The organism is Marinospirillum minutulum DSM 6287 (assembly GCF_000422325.1).
Taxonomy (GTDB): Bacteria; Pseudomonadota; Gammaproteobacteria; order Pseudomonadales; family Halomonadaceae; genus Marinospirillum; species Marinospirillum minutulum.
The window spans coordinates 41547-63553 of record NZ_AULO01000009.1 but is presented as its reverse complement, the minus strand read 5'-3'; the positions used below and the strand labels follow the sequence as shown (position 1 = coordinate 63553).

Below are 22007 nucleotides of genomic sequence, written 5' to 3'. Positions count from 1 at the left end.
AGCTAAAACTTTACTACCCCTTCTCTAACCGCTTTAACCACCTTTTTACCCTTTCTGAACCCATAACCTTTAGCTGGTTTTGGTGCTGTGTTAACCAGTATTTAAAGTCTGTTCCTAGTTCTATCCAGCAGGTGAGTTGGTGGGTGTAAGGGCTGGTTGTTTCGGCTAGGGGTGTTAATTTCATGCCTATGCCTAAAGGGTAATCTAGCAGGTAATCGGCCAGTTCTGCGGTCACTTGTAATTCTAATTTTTGGCTGCTTGCGCCTGTACCCAGCATTTTCCTTAGGGTGGTTTCTGCCTCAAATTCTGATAAATTCAAATACAACCCAACCTGTTTTGCACTGGCCATTCTATGCAGTGCTAACAAAACAGGTTCTGGCTCACTAGCGCTCTTTTGTACTGCCAATAAAAACAGCCGGTCTTTTAAAACCACCAGTTTAAGCGGCAGTAGGCGGCTTAATTTTTGCTCACCTGCTAAGGCTTGGTAGGTTATATCTAAATATTGTTCGTTTTTTAATGCATCTAATAGGGTTTGGTGTACTTCTTCTAATACAGGAGGAAATTCAGGGTGAATAGAGTCTTTGGTAATGCTTAAAGCACGGCTAAATAATTGGGTTAATTCAGAAAAATGGGCTTCAAGATTAAAACTGCCAAAAGCATTTAGCTTGCGGAGTTTTTCTTGTAGGTTGCTGGGCAGTAGTTGCAGGGTGCGTTGTTGGTGCAGGTGTAAATAAAGCGCCAGCTGTAAATCGGCTTTAAATAAATTAGGTATAAGTGATTGCGAACCTACACAGCGCCATATATAAGGCTTTTGCAAATCATCTAGGTCGATTAAATCACCATAGGTGGCTTTTAGTTTTGTAAGGTTGCGTTCAACTCGGCGCTTTAAGTTGTCTTCTGGTGAATTAATCAGTTCTTCTAGTCTACGTTCTTCAGCAAGTTCTCGAATGGCTTGGGTTAATTCTCGTGCAGTAATGCCTTTAGGGTGGGCTTCTAATACTTCGAGCATTAGCAGCTCGAATTTAAACTTTTCCTTGTTAGCCTCGCTCATGCCGCTGCCCCTTTTAATAACTTTTTACCCAAGGCTTTAATACTGCTGGCTTCGACTAAATCATCTAGCCAATCTTCTGGCAGCTGTTCAACGCCATACCAAGCGCCAGCTAAGGAGCCGGTAATGGCCGCTACGGTATCGCAGTCACCACCCAAATTTACTGCGGTTATTAGTGCTTCTTTTGCTGTTGAACTGGTTGAAAAAGCCCATAAAGCAGCTTCTAAAGTTTCTAAAACATAACCGCCTGAACGTATCGCAGCTTCTGGCTTAGTTAAATAATCACCGGCAGCTAAAGCGCCAATATCTTCATCTTCCCAATAGGCATCTGCAAAAGCTAACAGGCAAGTTTCTATCTCAGCGGTTTCATCACGCAACAAAATATGGCGCAATAATAAAGCCAGTAGCTGGCTGGCTTCTATGCAAATTAAGCTGCCGTGGGTGGTGCGTGTTGCATCGGCTACCTGCTGTAAAAACTTACCTTCATCGGCTAGGTTTAAATTCCAAATCACCAAGGGCAATAAACGCATTAAGCCGCCATTACCTGCTGAATAGTTGGAAGTATTACCACTAAACACTTCATCAGTATGGCGAAATTTTTCCAGCGCGGCTTGGGTTGAACTGCCTAAAGGTGGCGGCGGTGTCTCTAAAGGCCAGCAGCGTTTATCGGCTTTTTTATCTTGCCAAGCTAAATAGCGCAGCATTTGGTCTTCCGGCTCAAAGCCTTTTTCTAACAAGCTATAAGCCAAGCTCAACATTAAACCTGTGTCATCCGACCAACTGCCTGGAGGAAGAAAACGCCCCGGCATAGCTAGGCGGTCAATAAAGGGCAGGGTTTCACGGCTGCAAGATTCATAACCCAAGCCCAAGGCATTACCTAACGCATGGCCAAGTAACGCCCCTTCCGCACGGTGAATAAGTAATGAGTTATTTGTATTAGGCATAGATTATTCCGGTAACCAAAGGTAATGTTAACTGCTTAGTCTAACTAAGTGCGACCTAGTTTGTCGCTACCTCAGTTTATAGTTGAAGCATCGACAGGGAGAAAACACATGAGCCAAACCGCTAGCCTAACTCAAACACAAGAAATCATTAAACACCAATTACAACTACTTTGGCAGCACCCAGAAATGGCCGCTCAGTTACCGCCCATTATGTTGTGGGGGCCGCCTGGGGTGGGCAAAAGCACGGTTATTCGTGAGCTTTGCAAAGAGCAGGGCGTTGATTTTATTGATGTGCGCCTTGCCCAGCGTGAACCTGTAGACCTGCGTGGTTTACCTGTGCCCGAAGGCGATGAAGTGCGCTGGCTGCTTTCTTCTGAATGGCCCAGAGACCCTAACAGCCGTGGCATTATTTTGTTTGATGAACTCACCGCTGCCGACCGAATGCTACAAGTGGCTGCCTATGAATTTATTTTAGACCGCCGCCTTGGCGACCTTTATAAAGTACCCGATGGCTGGCTAATTTGTGCGGCAGGTAACCGTTCTGAAGACAGAGCCGTAGCCATGACGCTTTCGAGTGCTTTAGCGAACCGTTTTTGCCACCTAGAGTTAGCACCTAACCTAGACGAATGGGTGCGCTGGGCCTCTAGCCAAGCACTTAACCCTAGTGTAACGGCTTTTTTACGTTTTCGCCCTCAGGCCTTTTTTAGTATGCAAGGCAACCTAGAACGTGGCTGGCCTAGCCCCCGCAGCTGGGAAAGGGTTGCTCGTTTAATGACCCACAAGCAGTTATTAAGCCAAGATTCTTTTGCGCTAATGGTGCATGGCCTAGTGGGTGAAGCCAGTGCCACAGAATTTCTAGCCTTTTGCCGTTGGGCAGACGAGTTGCCGGATATTCAAGCCTTGCTAAAAGGCGAAATTAGCTTTCAGTTGCCCGAACGTGCCGACCAACGCTTCGCCCTTTGTGCTGCTTTGGGTTATCACCTATGGCGTGCGGAAGATGAAAAACAACAAAGAATTTACCTAGAGCACTTTTTTAGAATTGGCCTAAAGCTACCCAGTGACTTTGCCACTATGGCCATGATGGATGCAATGGACGGTAAAGATGAAGCCGAACAACTCGCCCGTGCGGAGGCTATTTTTTCTCACGGCCAGTTTGACGCTTGGTCAAAACTGCATGGGCAGGTGTTAGCTCGTGCTCAGCAACATTGTTTTGATAAAGAAGATGGCCAAACAACCCAGGCGCTACCACAAATGGCAGGTAACTCACTATGATTGAAGCGGCCACCAAAAATAGCTTTAGGTTGCCTAACGAAGAAGAACAGGCGCTTAAACAAGCCATGTTACAAGCTTGGGTAGATGACCGTGCTCGCCTATTATTGCAGCACCCTTTTACTGCCAGCCTAGCCTTGCACCTAGAGCTTATTCCGGTGGTCGATTCACGCCTACCCACCGCCGCCACGGATGGTGAACGGGTATTTTTTAATCCGTTATTTTTACAACAGCTCAACCCAGATAACCGGCTGTTTGTGCTCGCCCATGAGGTTTGGCACTGTGTTGCTAAGCACTTTGATAGAGCGCTGGGCAGAGACCATCGCTTATGGAATTTAGCCACCGACCATGAGGTGAACAGCCTTTTGGTACAAGATGGTTTTAGTATGCCATCCAACGCAGTGCTGTTTAAAAAATACCTAGCCCAACACCCAGACACCACGCCCAGTGCAGAAAATATCTATGAGTGGCTATTAGCCAACCCTAAAGAAGCGAACCTGCAACAAAGCTTTGACCTGCACAACCCCATTGCTGGCGACCATTCAGCTGGAAAAGGCAACAGCTCTGGCGAAGAGGGAGAAGAAAACAAGCAGTGGGTTTTAGACCCAGACTATGCGCCCGGCTCAGGTGGTGAACAGGTTAAGCGTGAATGGCAAGAACGCCTAGTAGCTGCCAGCCAAGCTTCGCAACAATACGGCAACCTGCCCGAAACACTTAAACGGTGGATAAACGAACGAGTTATACCGCAAGTGCCTTGGCAGCAAACCCTGCGCCAATTTGTGCAGCGTACTTATGGCGGTAGCCGCAGCTGGAACAGGCCTTCACGCCGCCACCTGCACCGCAAAGTTATTTTGCCCGGCATGCAAGGCAGTCGCCTACAGCTAGTAGTGGCGCTGGATATTAGCGGCAGTACAGCCGATGAACTACCCGCCTTTGTTAGCGAATTAAAAAGCCTGTTAACCAGCTTCGACAAGGTTGAACTCACGCTAATACAATGCAGCACCGAAATTACCCACGAGCAACAACTTAGCTCTGAAGACCTGCATAAATTAGATGATTTTGAAGTGGTAGGCGGCGGTGGCACTAGCTTAATTCCACCTTTTGAACGTGCCGCCAGTATGCAGCCCGACTGCTTTATTTACCTGACGGATGGCTTTGGCCCAGCGCCAGCTCACCCGCCTAGCTACCCAGTGCTTTGGGTACTAACCGAAGATGGCGAACAACCTGCAGAATGGGGCAATGCTGTTTACTTAAACAATTCAACCAGTGACTAGGAGTGCTTATGACTGAAGATGATTTTTTAGGAAGCTTTGATTCACTTTTTGATGATTTTGATACAGCCCCAACTCCTGAAGAGCTTGAAAAACAAGCACAAGAAGAATACTTAAAAAATGAGCGTGTTCTTTTAGAAGGGCTAGCTACTTGGTTACTGCATAGCCACCCCATCGACCGCTGGCAGTTTTATGGCAATCGCAGCCAACACACACTGCACATGGAAGAAAACCTACTCAAGCGCTTAGATGTTTGGTTAGAAAAATATGCAGCTAATTGCCAAGAAAAAGACCAACTAGGTCATAGGCGCTTGTTTCAACTAGCAAGGCACCAAGACACGCTTTACCAGTGGTTAAGCCAGCAAAACCCACCGCCTAAAGTTCTGGCTCACTACATTTATTTATGCGTTCCTTTACCTTGGACAATGGATGCACTCACCCTAGCTTGGCGAGCAAACGCGCCTTCAATACGTGTGTATTTAAAAATGCTCGGCAGCCAAGCAAGCGAAAAACTAGAAGGCATGCTCCCTTGGCAAGAAGACATAAGCCTTAACGACCTAAATATTTATGGCTTACAACAAAGAGCGCTAAGCCTAGCTTTTAGCAGCCCCAACCCAACCACCCAAGAGGAAGGCAATGCAAAAAACTACCTGGCCACTGCTTGAAGAACGCTACCAACTCGAAGGGCTAGCCCTTTGGTTAAATAAAAATGCCCACAAATCGAATCAGGCAAGCGAAACTTTCAACGACCCTATGCAAGTGCAACTTAACGCCCGCCTAAAAGATTGGCTAACGGCTTACAGTCATTTTTTACAAACCAGCAGCCCGCAAGAAGCTAGGCCATTACTGCTACGCCCCCACCAAGACCCCATTTACCAATGGCTAGCTAAATTTAAACATCACCCGCTTTTTAGCCACTATGTTTACCTCTGCACGCCCCTGCCTTGGCAACTCGAAGCACTAGAAAAAACCTTTTTAGAACTGAACGCCAACCCAGCTAAAGATGTAAAAGAAGACCAGCAAGAAGTAGTACAACAAATCAGAAGCTACCTAAAAATAATTGGCAGCCAAACCAGCGAACAAATGCAAACCAACTGCGACCCCTCAATCGACTTTAGCGAACTCGACCCACAAAAACTAAGGCAACGCGCACTAACGCTAGCTTTTAGTCAGTTGACTACGAAAGAAAATGACTAAGATAAACTTAAGTTTAGGTTTTAAAGACTTGCTGAACCCTTTGCGCCTGCTCTTCACTAACACCCGCTTGTTCTGCATAACTAAACCATTGCTCAATTGCATGGCGTACTTCCTGAGCGATAGCACTAACCTTACTTTTAGGTAAACCAAATATTTTGCTCATTTTCTCGGCTTCAGTAAGAGTAGGAAGGTAGGGCTTGTAATCAAAACCTGCTGCATGGTATTCACCTAAAACCATACTCGGCACCAAATCATAAGCTGGTGCTAACTGATAACCCTGAGCAGTGTGAATAAAGCTAAAGTTACGCTCGTGATCATCGGTATTATTGATTGCACCATTAAATAACATAAGCCTTAAAAGCTGCTCTAAATCTTCTTCTATATTGAAAGAATAACGCTGCAAAAGCCGGTACAAATCATCGTAACTAAAGCTGTAACCCGGGTCTTGCTGTGTATTAGGTTGCTTAAGCAAACCATTGGCAGTAATTAAATGATGGCGAGTAGTACGCAAAATATCGAAGCGGTTAAGGAGCAAAACATCACGTTGGTTAATATCAGTAACAACTTTACCTTTACCGATATTAATACCTGCACCCTGCGCCATTAGTAAGCAAGCCAGCTCTATTCGTGCATTATTGTAAGGGTCGCTGGTACGGTTAAATTTAGCTAAATAAGCTGAAGTTTGGTCATGCACCAAAGCTTTAGGCCTTGCACCTCCTACACCAGAACCCGAGTTAGCTAAGTACATTAGCCCTATAGCATTAACATCCAAGTTCACAAAATCTTGTTGATCAATTTTATGCGCTGTTAACTCTGCCTTCTGTAATTGTTCAAGTGAAATACCTACAGCATAATTAGGTGCTTGTCCCTGCTCAACAAAACACAAGGCACCAATACGGCTATGAACCTGTTGAGAAAAACTAAGCATTTCGCTAATACAGTTAGCATTTAAGCGTTGTTTATAGTGTTGCATTGCTAAGCGCGTTAATACTTTTCTGCCCCAAGCATCAGGCAAATAATCATCAATAAAAGCAGGTGCAGCTTGTTTGCAAGTTAAGTTAAATTCTTTATTGCTTAAAGGTAACTGGGCTGAGTCTATAGCAAAAGCTTGAGGATGATTAAGGTATTTAGCTGTGTAGCGAAAGCCTACCCTGCTAACCGTGCCTTGCTCTTCTTGCAAAGCAACATCAGCTAAATGAATAACACCTAGTTCTGCAGTATTTAGATAAAGATCAAAACGCTTAATCATCAAATAGGCTCACTGGCAATTCCAGAAGTTGCATAAAAGGCTCTTCTAACCCTAGCACCTGTGCAGCTTGGTAATATCTCCCCATAGAAACACTTAAATCCCCTTTCTCCATACGCTGTAAAGTAGCTCGACTTACACCTATGCGTAACGCAAAAGCGTTTAAATCATCTCTAGGGAAGTGTTTTTTACGAGCCGCCCTTAAGTTGTTTCCTAGCTGTACTAGCGCCAAAGCATTCACCCTAAAAAGTATCAAATATAAGTATATCTAGCCTTTATTCAAGCATTATACTCATATTTAAGTATTTATAAATAATAAAAATTATGAGCGACACTGATTGTCGCATCGGCGGGTTATTCTTAAGTTCACTTAGGAGAAACAGGATGACAGCCATAAATCAAACAGCAAAGCACTTCGACATTATTGGTGATGTACACGGTGAATTACAGCTACTTAACCAGCTACTAGCCAACTTAGGTTACCAGCAAGAACAAGGCGTATGGCAACACCCAGAACGCCAAGCCATTTTTGTAGGCGACTTAATTGATAAAGGCCCAGAAGCAGGCCAGGTATTACTCCAAATTAAAGCCATGGTAGAAGCTGGTGCTGCCCAAGCCGTGGTAGGCAACCACGAGCTTAATTTATTACGCACAGTGCAAGATTCACTACTGGACTGGCAAGATGAAGACTTTGCTTATGACCTGTTTGATTATTTACTTGACCATCATTTTTATGACTATAACACCCTTGCAGACGAATTAATTAGCCAGCAAGAAGCGCTAGCAGAAGCACTAATTTGGTTAAAGAAACAGCCCCTATGGATAGATGAACCAGATTTACGTGTAGTTCATGCTTGCTGGGACGATAAAGCCATTGAGTGCCTCAAGAAGGCCAAAATTACCAGCCTAAATGATGCTGCGCTCAATGCCTGCATAAGAAAAGGCAACCCCGTTTATTACGCTATCGATTTAATCGTGGCTGGTTGCCAACACACACCTTTAGATAAGCCCGACCGCAGTGGTTTTATTACACGCAGACAACGTGTGCGCTGGTGGCACGACCCAGTTGCAGACTATGAATTTTCAGAAGTTCCCCTACAAAAGGATTTAGCACCGCCCACTTCTGATGCGCCGGTTTTCTTTGGTCATTACGGCTTGCTGCCCAAGGCTAAATTAGAACCCATCAGCGAGTTTCAAGTTTGCACCGACTTTGGCGTTGCCTATGGCGGCACTTTAGTTGCTTATCGCCACACTGTTGGCCAAGCAATTCACCCCCAGCACTTTGTTGCTGTTAAACGCTAAACCCACTTAATTAGGAGAAGCAAAATGAAAAACTTAACTTCTGCTTACCGCGGTGCTCTGCTGGGTTTAGCTTGCGGCGATGCGCTAGGTGCACCAGTAGAATTTAGAAGACGCGACAGCTTTGAACCCCTAACCGGCATGAGCTCTGGCGGCTGCTGGAACCTAGAAGCAGGCCAATGGACAGACGACACCAGCCTAGCCCTATGCCTTGCTAGAAGCTTGGTAGAAAAACAAGGCTTTTGCGCCAAAGACCAAATGCAACGCTACTGGCGTTGGTACAGCGAAGGCTACATGAGCTGCACTGGCGACTGCTTCGATATAGGCAACGCCACTCACCGCGCTTTAGCAAGATTCAACCTAAGCGACGACCCTTGGGCAGGCGACACCAACCCCAGCATGAGCGGCAATGGTGCTCTAATGCGCTTAGCGCCAGCGGTTTTGGCAGCCCACGGCCAACAAACCCTGATATGGCGCTGGGTAATCGACAGCACCCGCACCACCCACGCCAGCCCCGACTGTATAGATGCAGCTTTAGTTTTTGCCAACATTCTAGACAGAGTAATCAGCGGCGAAAGCCTACGCAGCGTGTTAATGAACCCAGAACACCCAGGCTTACCCAAAAGCACTGCTATTCAAAGAATACTCAACGGTGAATACTTACACCTAAAAAGAGAACACCTAGGCGATGGTTTTTACGTTATTGAAGCGCTAGAAAATGCCCTTTGGGCTTGTTGGCAAGGCGAAGATTTAGAATCCACCCTACTGCTAGCCGCCAACCTAGGTGGTGATGCCGATACCGTCGCAGCTATTGCCGGGCAATTAGCCGGTGCTGCTTACGGTGAAGAACAGTTACCCAAAGCCTGGTTAAAAAAACTTGCCTGGCGCAAAGACATAACCGACCTAGCCGATGCACTTTTAGCACTTAACCAACAACTAGAAGCAGCTTAATAATTTAAGGAGAAACACCCATGAAATTCAACCGTCAAGCAATGCGCAGCGCCCTAGAAGAAAAAGCTGTTGAAAGTCTTCCGTTAGCACTCACCGAGCTAAGGGATTTAATGCTAACCAAAGCTTCACTTAATTGGGTATGGAACACACGCCAACACCTAGTTATGCGCCACAAAAAAAGCAATAAACACAAAAAAATGCGCAGCTTTAAAATGCCAAAAAAATGGTCATGGAATACAGACGGACTAAGCGCCCGTGAAAGTTTTACGGTTTGGTTTACAGATTGGCAAATTATTCATACCTGCGCTACCCAGCTAAAACGCCGTGAAATGCTGGCATTATTAGAAAAAACCAAACACAAAATATTAGAAGGCTTAAGCACAGGTAACAAGTTAATAGCTATTGATATAGCAGGCTCTAGCCTTGAAGATTTTCGTGCGCTCTTTGATGATCCCGCCGCCACACCCGAACTAGATGACTGGATTCAATACTGGCACACAAAAAACCTGCTTAAAGACACTTGGGTAATCGAAGTTATCACCCATGCTTTAAGCTTAATAATCCAAAACCTAAGCCTGTTTGATGAAAGGTTTCCAGCCACCCAAGGCAAGCTGCTAGTGCCTGATGAAGACGAAGGTGAAGAAGACGAGCCAGAGTTTTCACTGGAGGTAATGGAGATTTTAAAAACCACTTATACAGCAGGAGAAAGCCAAGCCATTAATAAGCTGGTAGAGCTATTTAATAAATACCAACAAAGCGTTTAGTTAAAAAAGGAGGTTATTAATGGAAATTGTTATTGGCCTAGCTATTTTGGCATTTTTTCAGGGCTACTGGTTGCACCCTTTAAAGTTATTTATGCACTTGTTTTACCGCTAGTAGCCCTAGCTGCTATTCAAAATATCTTTGGTAAAGATAAATCCTTAACAACCAGAGCACTTTGGGTTACCTTGTTTGGGTTCGTTTGGTGGTTAACCAGTATTTTAATTAATGGCGAAGAAGAATAACTAAAGACCAAGGATGAAAAATGAAAGACTATTTTTATAACCATTTCACCACAGCGCTGCGTCAAATAAACTTCACCCAGCCAAATGAAACTGTTCGCAATCGTATGAGGGATCCTCAAGCAGTATTTTTTGGTGGTAATTCTTGGGATAATGTTAAAGCTGATTTAGCCCATGTACCTGCTGATGAACGCCCCAAATTTATACTGTCATTATTTATGGTTGTGTTAATGGACCAATGCATTTACACCCATTTTCGTGATAACTACCCAGCTTGGCGAAGAGAAACTAACTGCCCTAAGTTTGGTAGATCTCGCTTATTTAGTGCGCACCATTTAGACCCATTTAAAATCATTTGGGCACCAGAGCGTGAAAAAGAAGTAGAGCTTGATCAAGTTTTAGCTTTGCTGCCTGAGTTTGTTGCTTTTATGAAAGGTGAAATAGACCACTACTTTAAAGATAAGCCTAATAACATAAATGCCGAACGCTTTTTTGATCTACTGAAACAAGAAAACGCCTATCAGTATAAAGAAGGCAAGCTGGTTACTAGGCTAAAAGAACTGCTGTAAAAAACGTGTTAAGTAACTTACTAAATAAAGGATGGCTGGTTCAGGATGATTAGTGAATACCATGCAAAGTACTTTGCTTATGAATTAACTAGACAAAAAAGCGGAGGGGATGTAGACCGTATTTCATCTTCACTTTTTGATGCTGCCGTAGACCTTAACCCCCACCAAATAGATGCCGCTCTTTTTGCATTACAAAACCCCTTAAGTAAAGGTGTGCTACTAGCCGATGAAGTAGGCCTAGGTAAAACCATTGAAGCAGCACTAGTACTTTGCCAATATTGGGCAGAACGCCGCCGTCACTTACTTGTTATTTGCCCTGCTGCCCTGCGTAAACAATGGGCTAATGAATTAAGCGAAAAGTTTCACTTACCCACCCAAGTATTAGATGCACGAACTTATAAAGATTTGCGTAAAGAAGGCATTTATAACCCCTTCGACCAGCAAAAAATACTGATTGTTTCTTACCATTATGCTGCTCGTATGGCAGATAAATTACGCACAACCCCTTGGGATTTAGTCGTTATAGATGAAGCCCACAAATTGCGTAATGCCCACCGCGAAAGCAATGTATTGGGGCAAGCAATTAAGTCTGCACTGGTAGGTTCACGCAAACTACTCTTAACCGCCACGCCATTACAAAACTCATTAATAGAACTCTACGGGCTATCAACACTGATTGACGAGCAACTATTTGGTGATTTAACCAGCTTTCGTAAACAATTTATTCGTAATGGGCCAGATATAACCGGCTTACGCCACCGCCTTAAAGAATTTAGCCAGCGCACCTTACGTCGCCAAGTGTTCGAATACATTAAATACACAGAACGTAAAGCCATCACCATTCCCTTTAGCCCAAGCGATGAAGAACAACGGCTTTATGACTTACTCTCAGCCTATTTACAGCGTTCCGGCACTTATGGCGTACCTAGGCAACAAAGGCACTTAGTTTCTTTAGTTATTCGCAAACTACTGGCGTCATCTACCGAAGCCGTTATACAAACCCTTAGCACACTGCTTAAACGTTTAAATCAACTAAAAGAAGACACCCGCCAACAAACCAGTTGGTTTAATCAGCTAATAAGCGAAGAAGAACTCGATGAAGAATGGCTTGATGAACTAGAACTAGAAGAAAGCCCAGAAGAAGAACAAGAAAACCCTGTTGATTTAACCCAGCTACAAGGTGAAATAGCTGAACTAGAGTCTTATCTAACCCTAGCCCAAAGCATTAAAAGCGATGTTAAAACCCATGCACTGGTTAAAGCACTAGAGATAGGCTTTGAACGTATGTCTGCTATGGGAGCAGCCCGTAAAGCAGTTATTTTCACTGAATCTAGGCGCACTCAAGACTACTTACAACAACACCTAGAACAACATGGCTACGCCAATAAAACCCTTAGCTTTAGCGGAACTAACGCATCAGCAGCTATAACCGGCATTTACCAACGCTGGATAAAAGAAAACCAAAACAGCGATAAAATTACCGGCAGCCCTGCCATAGATAAACGTTCAGCCATTATTGATTATTTTAAAACCGATGCTGAAATACTTATTGCCACCGAAGCGGCTGCAGAAGGGATAAACCTACAGTTTTGCAGCCTAGTAATAAACTACGATTTACCGTGGAATCCTCAAAGAATCGAACAGCGTATTGGCCGCTGCCACCGCTATGGTCAAAAGCACGATGTAGTTGTTATAAACTTTTTAAACCAACGCAACTCAGCAGACCAGCGCGTAATCGAGCTTTTAACAGAAAAGCTTGAGCTATTTGAAGGCCTGTTTGGTGCGTCTGATGAACTTATAGGCCACCTAGAAGCCAACATTAATTTAGAAAAGCGCATGGCCTCTATATACGACACCTGCCGCACACCCAAAGAAATACAAACCGCTTTTGACACCCTGCAAGAAGAATTAGAAGAAAGTATTAGCAAGCGCCTTAAAGACACAGAAGAAAAACTATTAGAAAACTTTGACGAACAAGTACACGAACGCTTAAGACTGCAAAAAGAAAAAGCCGTTGCCCACCTAGACAAAATGCAGCGCATGTTCTGGCAGCTAACCCGCTTTGTATTAAAGCAACACGCAGCATTTAATGAACAAAACCTAACTTTTAATTTGCAGCCAACCTTAGGCATAGCAGCACCCACAGGCGAATATCAGCTAATACAAAAAAACCAGCTAACCGATAAAAACAGCTACACCTACCGCCTAACCCACCCCTTAGGTGAATACGTACTAAACAGCGGTCGCACACAAACCTGCCCTTTGGCAAAAGTTACTTTTGATTTATCCGGTTATGCAGGCAAAATATCAGTGCTAGAAAACTTAACCAGCAAAACCGGCTGGCTAGCACTTAACCTACTTGAATTAGAAAGCTTTCAACGAGAAGAGCACCTAGTTTTTAGTGGTCTAACCGATGCCAATGAACTGCTAGACCAAGAAGCCTGTGAGCGCTTATTTAACTTAACCACTACAACTCAACCCTCTTCTGCAAACCTGCCTGAAGCTTTTAACCAGCAAATAAAAAGGCAACTTGAGGTAGCTTTAAGCAAAGCACTAGAAGAAAATACGGTGCATTTTAAAAGAGAACAAGAAAAGCTAGAAGCTTGGGCAGAAGACCAGCTGCTATCTGCCGAACAAGCATTAGAAGATACCAAAATTAAATTGCGTGATGCCAAGCGCCAAGCAAGGTTAGCAGCCAGCATAGAAGAACAAAAAACAGCCCAAGAAACGCTAAAAAAGCTTGAAAACCAACAGCGTAAGCAACGCAATGGAATTTTTGATGTAGAAGATGCTATAGAAGAACGACGCGACCAACTAATAACCGCACTAGAAAAACGCATGCACCAACAAAGCCATACCCAACCGCTTTTTAAAGTGCAATTTGAAATTATTTAACAGGGTTTGAAAGTGGTAACTAAGAGCTTACTCGCAATCAGTTTATTCAAACGGCAGCTTCTTTTTGTTTGCGCCCTAGGCGTGGTTTTGTTAAAGTTCTTATTAACAACACCCGCAACGCCTCTGACACAAGCGTACCAGTGCGGGTTTTTTTATGTCTAATAAACGTATTTTCGATAAAAAACCTTTAACTATCCCAGAGCTTATACAAAAATTAGCTAACAAAGGTTTGGTTATTGAAAACGATGCTCGAACACAAAAATACCTACGTGATATTGGCTACTATCGCCTTGTTGGTTACGGGCTAGCTTTTGAACAATATCACGAGGGTCAACGCCTTGGTAAATACCGGCAACACACCCACTTCAAGCAGCTATTAAATGCCTACATTGTTGACCGCAAGCTACGTCTTTTAGTTTTAGCTGCCATAGAGCGCATAGAAGTAGCAGTACGCAGCATAATTATTCAAACACTTTGTGAAAAGTATCAATCTGCACACTGGTACCTTGAGCCGACCTTATTCAAATCAAGCATAAACTTTAGCCATGAAAACCTATTAAAAGAAATAGCACGTATCACAAGAAAAAAAGCAGCTAAAGATAGTGAACAAGACAAAGGTCGTGAGTTGTTTATAAGGCATTATTATCAGCATTACACTACGCCCGACTACCCACCCAGTTGGATGTTAGCAGAAGTTCTTTCATTAGGTAGCTGGTCAAAAATATACGAACACCTAGCTATTAGTAAAGACAGAAAAAACATTGCAAAACAGCTAGATTTATCACCCATTACTTTAGAGTCATGGTTACATAGCCTAGTAATTGTGCGAAATATTTGCGCTCATCATGGTCGCTTGTTTGCACGTAAGCTAACCATGCCACCTAAAAAAGACAAAAAACTACCCTTACAAAAAAATAACGCTGTTTTTAACTTTATTTGTATTCTTGCTTGGCTTATGAAAGAAATATCGCCAACAACCCAATGGATAAATGAAATAACTAACCTATTTACAGAGCTAGAAAGCGACCTTAAATACTATGGCTTGCCTGCCTCTAGCTTAGATGCATTAGAAGCTCTAAAAAAACCTTATAAACAAAGCAGGTTTGATTTTTAGCTAACAAACTTTCAAAACAACACCATTATTTGTAATAAATTGGCAATTAATTTAAAAATTAAAAGGTAAGAAGTTATGCCCACAACCCAAGAAGTCAGAGCTAAGCAGCAAAGAGAAAAATTTGCAGCCTTATTAAAAGATATGTTCCAACTTGATCAACCCGAATTGGATTTTGGTTTATACCGCATTATGCATGCGCGTAAAGACGATATTAACCGCTTTATCGAGCAAGATTTACCCAGCATTGCACAAGATGCCTTTGCTGACTTTGCAGGGCAAGATAAAGCCCAGTTAGAGCAAGAACTTGAAGATATTATTAATGGCCTACGTGCGGCACGTCGGTCAGAAGAGCAGATCAAGCAAGACGAAGAAGTAATTAAACTTAAAAACCAATTAGAAGGTGGCTTTGATACCGCTCGTGAAGAAGGCGAAGTTTACAATGCCTTAGTTACCTTTTTTAGCCGTTACTATGATGAAGGTGATTTTATTTCTCGCCGTATGTACAAGGAAGGCACCTATGCTATTCCTTATCAGGGCGAAGAAGTAGTAATGCACTGGGCAAATAAAGACCAATACTATATTAAAAGTAGCGAAACACTACGCGACTACAGCTTCCGTTTAAACCCAGCAGCTCAGCAAGGCGAAGACCCTTTAAGAGTACACTTTAAGTTAGTTGATGCAGAGGCAGGTGCTAAGGACAATAATAAAGAAGCCGATGATAACAAACGTGTTTTTGTGCTAGATGCAGAACAACCTTTTGAATTGCTTGATGGTGAAGAAAAAACCTTTAAAGAGTTGCATTGCCGTTTTAAATTTAGGCCAGCAACACTAAATGACTGGACAGAAGAAGTAAAAAATAGCGCCACAGCCGCAGCTAAAAAGAACCCACCAACTCAAGCGCATTTAGTTAGTATTGCACAAGAGTTGCTACTAGGTGAAAACAGCCAGTTACCAGCAAACTGGTTAACACTTTTAACTAAACCCTACCTTAAAACTGATGGAAATTTTGCTGACTACTCCACCCTAGTGGGCCAGCTTAACAACTACACCAAGAAAAACACCTTCGACTATTTTATTCATAAAGATTTAGGTGGCTTTTTAACTAGAGAACTCGATTTCTATATAAAAAACGAACTAATGCAATGGGATGATATTGCTGCCTTAAAAAACAACCCTGCACGTTTAGCTCCACTGCTTAGTAAACTTGATGTTATTCGTAACCTAGGCGAAAAAATTATTACCTTTTTAGCCCAGCTAGAAAACTTTCAGAAAAAACTCTGGCTAAAAAAGAAGTTTGTTACTGAAACCAACTACTGTATTACCCTAGACCGGGTTCCAGAAGTGCTGTACTCAGCCATTATTGAAAACACAGCGCAGCTAGCCGAATGGATTAAACTTTTTGCTCTTGATGAAGTAGAAGGCGATTTAACTAACCCAACTTTTAGCAAACCATTAACAGTAGAGTTTTTAAAAGCTAATCAAAACCTAGTACTAGATACCCAGTTTTTTGATGAAGAGTTTAAAGCGCATCTAATAGCCAGTATTGAAGAGTTTGATAAGCAATGCGATGGCTTGATTGTTCATTCAGAAAACTTTCAGGCTTTGAACTTGCTACAAGAGGGTTATAAAGAGAAAGTAAAATGTATCTATATCGACCCACCATATAATACTGGTAGTGATGGGTTCGTATATAAAGATAGCTACCAGAGTTCTAGCTGGATTTCATTTATGGAAAACAGAATTTCAAAAAGCACTAATTTTATTAGTAATGATGGTGTTAACTTTACAAGTATAGATGAAAACGAACTAGGTAATTTATCAAAGTTGAGTAATGATATATTTGGTAATGGCAACTTTATAAATCAAATTGCTTTAAAAACGAAAGTTGCTGGGGTGTCTGGAAGTCATCATGGAAAATCTCTAAAAAATAGTGTTGAATATCTTTTACTACACTCAAAAAATCAGAGTGATTTTAAGATATCAGGTAGTGTCTATGATAAAACTGAGCTAATGGATTTTATTGATGACATGGAGAGTGAAGGGAAAAATTGGAAATATGTTCAGGTAATGATTAATGAAGGCAGTAAAGAAGTATCACGTAAATTTAAAGATGGTTACGGTGACGAAATAATTCTTTATAAACATACAGGTTATAAATTCGAATCCATAAACTCTATAGCAAAAAAAGAGTTTGATGGTAATTTAAAAGAAGCATATTACTCATATATAAACAAGATTTTTGATACTACTAATGCTCAGTCATCAGTTCGGCAAAGAGTGATTGATAATAGTGTTGACATAGAAACCGATCTTATTAGCATTATGTACATACCTAAGAGTGGTAGAAACCAAGGAAAAATCACCAATCTTTACTATAAAGGACCTAGTAGAAGATTATTTACTTGGTTAAAAGATACCGTAGAGATCGACAGTGAAATATTTGAAAAAATAAATGCTGGAAACTTATGGATGGATATTCAATATAATAATGTTGCTAAAGAAGGGGATGTTTCGTTTCCTAATGAAAAAAACCATTCAGTTTAATTCAAAAAGCATTTGGACTTGTAGCAAACAATCAAGACTATTGTTTAGACTATTTTGCTGGCTCTGGCACCACAGGTCATGCAGTAATCAATTTAAATCGTGAGGATAACGGACAGCGTAAATATATTCTCGTTGAAATGGGTAATCATTTTGATTTCGTGTTAAAGCTGCGTCTTGCCAAAGTTGTTTACTCTCAAGAGTGGAAAAATGGCAAGCCAGTGGCTCGTGATACCGGTATCTCTCACTGTTTTAAATATATCCGCTTAGAATCTTATGAAGATACTTTAGGCAACTTGTCATTAAAGCGCAGTGCAGGCCAAGAACAACTTTTTAAAAACAATGAAAATGATGAAGCGCGCCAAGCTTATGTAATGAACTATATGCTGGATGTAGAAACCCGTGATTCTCAATCTTTACTTAATACTCAAAAGTTTTTAGACCCTACCCAATACCAGTTAAATGTACGCTCTGCTGCTGGCGATGAAACGGTACCGATAAATGTAGACCTATTAGAATCCTTTAACTATTTACTTGGCTTAGAGGTTGAGCATATTGCCGCACCGATTTATTTTAATGCTGAATTTAAGCAAGGTGATTTTGGTCGTTTGCAAGCTGAGGTTAAACAAAAAAAAGATGGTAAATGGTGGTTCCGTACGGTTTATGGCAAAAATAATGCTGGGCAGCAGGTTTTAGTCGTATGGCGTAATTTACCTAGCGTTATTGCTGGTGAAGACGATGGCTTATTACACGACAATGCTGTTCTTGATGCTGTACTAGTCGAGAAGTTAAAAATCCGCTTATCTGAAAGCCAAGATGATGAAATTGATATTCTTTATATCAATGGCGATCATAACATTCATATTCCCCGTGATCGCAAGGGCGAGCTAATGGAACAAGCACGTCTGCAGCTAATTGAAGAAGCTTTTCACCGTTTAATGTTTGCTGACACAGAAACAACTCATTAAGGATTAACCGATGCCTACTAGACTCGATTTTCGTCATCACCTTATTCTTAATCAGTGGCTTTTTTCACTTTTTGGTTTTAAGAGTGCCAACGGTAACTTTGAATTAGCAGAAGGTTATGAAATGTCTGCCCTTGCAGCTTTTAGGGAGCGCTTTCAACTGCAAGGTGAAATAAGTGGTCGCACTGCTGAAGGTGAACACTACCTAATTCAACGTATTCGTGAACATTTAACTAATGATGCTGTGTTAACCGATGAGCAGCTAGTTGAGTATGACCGACGCATAAAAAACCTAACCGATACCATTAATTTAGGCCGTGCAAACGCTTCTGAAGAAGCAGTCGAGTGGAAGTATTTTCAATACTTAATGCTGCTTTTTACTGAAATTTATTTAGATTACTTTTTTACCCGCCCAGAAGATTTAGTCGAAGGCTTAAACAACCAAATAGCGCTTTGGAATGAAACTTGGGTACATCAGGATTTTCAGCATCAACCCTTAACCCCTTTTAATTTAGAGGATAACCCGTGTCAGCAGCTAAATATGCTTGCCTTTTGGAGTGCTACTGGATCAGGTAAAACGCTAGTAATGCACGCCAATATTTTACAATACCGCTTTTATTTACAGCGCTATAGTAAAACCAATGATATTAATAAAATCATTCTGCTAACCCCTAACGAAGGGTTAACTCACCAGCATATTATAGAGCTAGATAAATCAGGCATAGTTGCTAGTCAGTTTTCATCACAAGGTGGTGATTTGCTACCCAGTGATGTGGTGGTTATTGATATAAATAAACTTGCCGAAACCCAAGGGGATAAAACAGTCGCTGTTGATTCTTTTGGTAGCAATAACCTGTTGCTGGTTGATGAAGGTCATAGAGGTATTGCTGGTGGTAATGGTGGCGTTTGGTACCACTTCCGTAGAAAGCTTGCTTCCGAAGGTTTCACCTTTGAATACTCAGCCACTTTTTCGCAAAGTGCCATGAACGACAACACTAATAACATATTAGGTACTAGCCTGCGTGATTCCTACACTAAGGCTATTTTGTTTGATTATTCTTACCGGCACTTTTATGAAGATGGTTACGGCAAACAGTCGCAGGCTTTAAATATTAATGAAGAAAATGAGCAGAGCAGGTTTCTTTACCACACTGCATCACTGCTTAGTTTTTATCAGCAATTACTTTTGTTTAAAAATGAAAGCCAACAACTTGCCCCCTTTAATTTAGAAAAACCCCTATGGATTTTTGTTACCTCTAAAGTAACCGCTGGCTTTAGTGCCAATGAAGCTAACGACATGGTTAAGTCATTACAGTTTTTAGATAAAGTAATGACCGATGCAAGAGCAACCACGGCTGCCATTAATACACTTTTAAATACCGGATTAGTGGGCGCAGGGGGTGTTAACTACCTGTACGGACGCTTCAACTATCTAAACACACTGAACCTAACAGCAGAAACTATTTACTCAGATTTACTAGAAAAAGTGTTTAATTCAACAGGTGGGCGCTTATACATTGAAAACATAACTGCTGTACCCGGTGAAATTGCTTTGCGTTCAGGTGCAGACTCTATTCCTTTTGGAGTAATCAATGTTGGTAATGCAAGCAGGCTAGTAAAGCTATGTGAAGAGCATGGTCTATTAGCTCAGGATGCACGCTTTGGTACATCGCTGTTTAATAGCATTAATCAACCAGACTCTAGTGTTAATCTTTTATTAGGCTCACGAAAATTCACTGAAGGTTGGAGCAGCTGGCGGGTATCTAATATGACCCTGCTGAATATTGGGCAAAATGAAGGTGCTCAAATTATTCAGCTTTTTGGACGTGGTGTACGCCTAAAAGGTTGGAAAACAACCCTAAAACGCTCTTCTGATATAGCCATTCATTTAAAAAGTGCCCAAGTAGAACGACCTAACTTTATAGGCGTTTTAGAAACCCTGAACATTTTTGGTCAAAACGCTGACTATATCGACAGATTTAGACAAGAGTTAGAAAATGAAGGCATACCCGTTAATGAAGGGTTAGAAGAGTTTGTTTTACCTTTATCACCTAAAGCTCAACTACCTAATAACCTTAATATTATTCGAGTTAAAGAAACCGTTGCCAATAAAGCTATAGGTGGTGCGGGTACAGCATTTTTGGAGTTAGCAAAACAGGTAGAATTAAAAACACCTGCCCAGTTGGAGGCTAGCGAGCAGAACTATTTTGTTGACCCAGCAAGGGTTATTTTAGACTTTTATCCGCAAGTTAAAGGCTTTGCTACCCAAAGAGACAACATTCAAGCTGCTGATGTACAAAACCAGCAAATCAGCATAAGTCACCTCGCTTTATTGGACACCCGCCGCTTGTACTTTGAGTTATTAGATTTCAAACGTAATAAGCGTTGGTCTAACTTAACTATTACAGAAGAAGTAGTTGCCAAGCTGCTTAGCGAAACTGGCTGGTATAAGCTATTAGCACCGAATGATGCTATGGAGCTAAGACGCTTTGAGAATCTAACCCTTTGGCATGATATGGCTATTGGCTTGCTTCGCAAATATTGTGAAATGTTTTACGGCTTGCGCCGTAAGCAGTGGGAAGGCGACAAACTAGAATACCGCTCCATTACAGAAAACAATAATCACCTACCTGGGGTTAATGATGCCAACCCTAACGGCAGCTACATTATTACTTTAGACCCTAGTAAAGCTGTGGAAGATACTAATAATCAAACGGTTAGTTTGTTAGCCCAGCTTGAAACGATTAAAGATAAGTTAGCTGCTAATGATATAGCTTGGCAAGGCAAAGTTATTGATGGTTTAGAGTTTATTTGGTGTGAACCACATTTCTATCAACCCCTAGTAACAGATGCTAATAGGCTGGATTTTAAGGTTTCACCTGTGCCATTAAATCTTGGTGAAGCAAGCTTTGTAAAAGACCTACAAAATGCCTATGCCAATAATTTATTTGCTGGTTATGAAGTGTATTTATTACGCAACCAAACTGGGCAAGGTGCTGTGGGAGTGTTTGTTGATGGGGGCTTTTACCCAGACTTTATTTTATGGCTGGTAAAAGATGGGCAGCAAAAAGTAATTTTTATTGACCCTAAAGGACTGCGTAACCATCACCCTAACGACCCCAAAGTGCGCTTTTTCTCAACCATTAAAGGTATAGAAGAAAAATTAAACCAGCAGGCAACTCAACCAAAAGTTGAACTGCATGCTTTCCTTATTTCTGAAACTCACTCAGCAGTATTAGAGAGTCAATGGCGAGAATATGAAGGCGAAAAGGTTACCCGTGCTCTTATGGAAAGCTGGAATATTTTATTCCGTGGTGAGGACCCTGACTATGTTAAAAAGCTTATAGAAAAAGTTAAGTAGTCTAGTCTTTAGCTAAAACAGGTAATTGCCTAACACTTGTTAGGTAATTACTTATGAAATAAAAACCCGCTCGATTTGTGCGTAACTTGCAAGCAAGCCCTAGGCATGGCGGGTGTATTGCTAATTATTTTAAAGCTAGGCTGTGCTTACTACAAACTTTAAGTGTTAACTATTTACTCGTATAAAGCGCTAATAAGTAGTCGCCATTTTGGCTTGGGTATGACTTACCCGTTTTGGTGTAGCCTAAGGCTTAAAACAGCTTGTGCATAACTTGATTGTTTTCATGGGTTGTAGCATAGCTTTTTTGACCTGTACATTAATGGCTTATTCGTGACA

Annotated in this window: 17 protein-coding genes and 1 pseudogene; 14 read left to right on the top strand and 4 right to left on the bottom strand. The window is 41.9% G+C overall.

Features of this window, described 5'->3' with window-relative positions; translation table 11 throughout:
• Nucleotides 1-13 precede the first annotated feature (13 nt).
• Both H571_RS0102090 and H571_RS0102085 read right to left on the bottom strand, forming a co-directional pair.
• Nucleotides 14-1051 (bottom strand): WYL domain-containing protein, encoded by a 1038-nt coding sequence (locus H571_RS0102090; RefSeq protein WP_027847860.1) that lies wholly within the window; start codon nt 1049-1051, stop codon nt 14-16.
• Nucleotides 1048-1992, bottom strand: a complete 945-nt coding sequence (locus H571_RS0102085) for an ADP-ribosylglycohydrolase family protein (protein WP_051168080.1) — start codon at nt 1990-1992, stop codon at nt 1048-1050. Before H571_RS0102085 ends, H571_RS0102090 begins: the two co-directional genes overlap by 4 nt.
• A 108-nt stretch (nt 1993-2100) precedes the next feature.
• On the opposite strand from H571_RS0102085, the gene H571_RS13890 reads away from it, so the two are divergent.
• Genes H571_RS13890 through H571_RS0102065 form a run of 4 tightly spaced genes read left to right on the top strand, consistent with a single transcriptional unit; the run spans nt 2101 to nt 5729 of the window.
• Nucleotides 2101-3264: an ATP-binding protein gene (locus tag H571_RS13890; protein WP_084482618.1), complete on the top strand. Its 1164-nt coding sequence runs from the start codon at nt 2101-2103 to the stop codon at nt 3262-3264.
• Nucleotides 3261-4535 carry a vWA domain-containing protein gene (locus H571_RS0102075; protein ID WP_027847858.1) on the top strand — a complete coding sequence of 425 codons (1275 nt, stop codon included), beginning with the start codon at nt 3261-3263 and terminating at the stop codon, nt 4533-4535. Before H571_RS13890 ends, H571_RS0102075 begins: the two co-directional genes overlap by 4 nt.
• 8 nt (nt 4536-4543) lie before the next feature.
• Entirely contained in the window at nt 4544-5197 is a 654-nt protein-coding gene (locus H571_RS0102070; protein ID WP_027847857.1) for a hypothetical protein, read from the top strand.
• On the top strand, nt 5169-5729 hold the full coding sequence (locus tag H571_RS0102065; RefSeq protein WP_027847856.1) for a hypothetical protein: 561 nt from the start codon (nt 5169-5171) through the stop codon (nt 5727-5729). Before H571_RS0102070 ends, H571_RS0102065 begins: the two co-directional genes overlap by 29 nt.
• A gap of 13 nt (nt 5730-5742) precedes the next feature.
• Here H571_RS0102065 and H571_RS0102060 read toward each other — a convergent pair whose 3' ends face one another.
• Both H571_RS0102060 and H571_RS0102055 read right to left on the bottom strand, forming a co-directional pair.
• Nucleotides 5743-6978: a type II toxin-antitoxin system HipA family toxin gene (locus H571_RS0102060; protein WP_036217277.1), complete on the bottom strand. Its 1236-nt coding sequence runs from the start codon at nt 6976-6978 to the stop codon at nt 5743-5745.
• The gene (locus H571_RS0102055) at nt 6971-7207 is read right to left on the bottom strand and encodes a helix-turn-helix transcriptional regulator (protein WP_160169810.1); all 237 of its coding nucleotides are present in this window, start codon (nt 7205-7207) and stop codon (nt 6971-6973) included. Before H571_RS0102055 ends, H571_RS0102060 begins: the two co-directional genes overlap by 8 nt.
• 152 nt (nt 7208-7359) lie before the next feature.
• Between H571_RS0102055 and H571_RS0102050 the strand changes: the two genes are divergently transcribed.
• The 10 genes and pseudogenes from H571_RS0102050 (at nt 7360) to H571_RS0102010 (ending at nt 21671) form a co-directional block, all read left to right on the top strand.
• Nucleotides 7360-8277 (top strand): metallophosphoesterase, encoded by a 918-nt coding sequence (locus H571_RS0102050; protein ID WP_027847853.1) that lies wholly within the window; start codon nt 7360-7362, stop codon nt 8275-8277.
• A 24-nt stretch (nt 8278-8301) separates the two neighbouring features.
• Nucleotides 8302-9225, top strand: coding sequence for an ADP-ribosylglycohydrolase family protein (locus H571_RS0102045; RefSeq protein ID WP_027847852.1), 924 nt, complete (start codon nt 8302-8304; stop codon nt 9223-9225).
• Between the two features lie 20 nt (nt 9226-9245).
• Nucleotides 9246-9989 (top strand): hypothetical protein, encoded by a 744-nt coding sequence (locus H571_RS0102040; RefSeq protein WP_027847851.1) that lies wholly within the window; start codon nt 9246-9248, stop codon nt 9987-9989.
• A gap of 260 nt (nt 9990-10249) precedes the next feature.
• A complete protein-coding gene (locus tag H571_RS0102030; protein WP_027847850.1) occupies nt 10250-10795 on the top strand; it encodes a hypothetical protein in 546 nt (181 codons plus the stop codon).
• A gap of 45 nt (nt 10796-10840) precedes the next feature.
• Nucleotides 10841-13690, top strand: a complete 2850-nt coding sequence (locus tag H571_RS0102025; RefSeq protein WP_036217272.1) for an SNF2-related protein — start codon at nt 10841-10843, stop codon at nt 13688-13690.
• A gap of 154 nt (nt 13691-13844) precedes the next feature.
• Nucleotides 13845-14804, top strand: coding sequence for an Abi family protein (locus H571_RS13885; protein ID WP_051168078.1), 960 nt, complete (start codon nt 13845-13847; stop codon nt 14802-14804).
• Between the two features lie 75 nt (nt 14805-14879).
• Nucleotides 14880-17348 carry a DNA methyltransferase gene (locus H571_RS13880; protein WP_051168077.1) on the top strand — a complete coding sequence of 823 codons (2469 nt, stop codon included), beginning with the start codon at nt 14880-14882 and terminating at the stop codon, nt 17346-17348.
• Nucleotides 17348-17437, top strand: a pseudogene (locus tag H571_RS16070) (hypothetical protein); the annotation flags it as partial. The gene H571_RS13880 and the pseudogene H571_RS16070, both read left to right, overlap by 1 nt.
• A gap of 69 nt (nt 17438-17506) precedes the next feature.
• Nucleotides 17507-18313: a hypothetical protein gene (locus tag H571_RS13875; RefSeq protein WP_245562309.1), complete on the top strand. Its 807-nt coding sequence runs from the start codon at nt 17507-17509 to the stop codon at nt 18311-18313.
• 10 nt (nt 18314-18323) lie between these two features.
• On the top strand, nt 18324-21671 hold the full coding sequence (locus tag H571_RS0102010) for a DEAD/DEAH box helicase family protein (RefSeq protein ID WP_027847848.1): 3348 nt from the start codon (nt 18324-18326) through the stop codon (nt 21669-21671).
• Nucleotides 21672-22007: the final 336 nt, after the last annotated feature.

Coding starts and splice junctions, on each gene's coding strand:
- H571_RS0102065 (WP_027847856.1), top strand. CDS start 5,169: ATGCAAAAAACTACCTGGCCACTGCTTGAAGAACGCTACCAACTCGAA.
- H571_RS0102060 (WP_036217277.1), bottom strand. CDS start 6,978: ATGATTAAGCGTTTTGATCTTTATCTAAATACTGCAGAACTAGGTGTT.
- H571_RS13885 (WP_051168078.1), top strand. CDS start 13,845: ATGTCTAATAAACGTATTTTCGATAAAAAACCTTTAACTATCCCAGAG.
- H571_RS0102090 (WP_027847860.1), bottom strand. CDS start 1,051: ATGAGCGAGGCTAACAAGGAAAAGTTTAAATTCGAGCTGCTAATGCTC.
- H571_RS0102025 (WP_036217272.1), top strand. CDS start 10,841: ATGATTAGTGAATACCATGCAAAGTACTTTGCTTATGAATTAACTAGA.
- H571_RS0102050 (WP_027847853.1), top strand. CDS start 7,360: ATGACAGCCATAAATCAAACAGCAAAGCACTTCGACATTATTGGTGAT.
- H571_RS0102075 (WP_027847858.1), top strand. CDS start 3,261: ATGATTGAAGCGGCCACCAAAAATAGCTTTAGGTTGCCTAACGAAGAA.
- H571_RS0102045 (WP_027847852.1), top strand. CDS start 8,302: ATGAAAAACTTAACTTCTGCTTACCGCGGTGCTCTGCTGGGTTTAGCT.
- H571_RS0102030 (WP_027847850.1), top strand. CDS start 10,250: ATGAAAGACTATTTTTATAACCATTTCACCACAGCGCTGCGTCAAATA.
- H571_RS13880 (WP_051168077.1), top strand. CDS start 14,880: ATGCCCACAACCCAAGAAGTCAGAGCTAAGCAGCAAAGAGAAAAATTT.
- H571_RS0102040 (WP_027847851.1), top strand. CDS start 9,246: ATGAAATTCAACCGTCAAGCAATGCGCAGCGCCCTAGAAGAAAAAGCT.
- H571_RS13890 (WP_084482618.1), top strand. CDS start 2,101: ATGAGCCAAACCGCTAGCCTAACTCAAACACAAGAAATCATTAAACAC.
- H571_RS0102010 (WP_027847848.1), top strand. CDS start 18,324: ATGCCTACTAGACTCGATTTTCGTCATCACCTTATTCTTAATCAGTGG.
- H571_RS0102070 (WP_027847857.1), top strand. CDS start 4,544: ATGACTGAAGATGATTTTTTAGGAAGCTTTGATTCACTTTTTGATGAT.
- H571_RS0102085 (WP_051168080.1), bottom strand. CDS start 1,992: ATGCCTAATACAAATAACTCATTACTTATTCACCGTGCGGAAGGGGCG.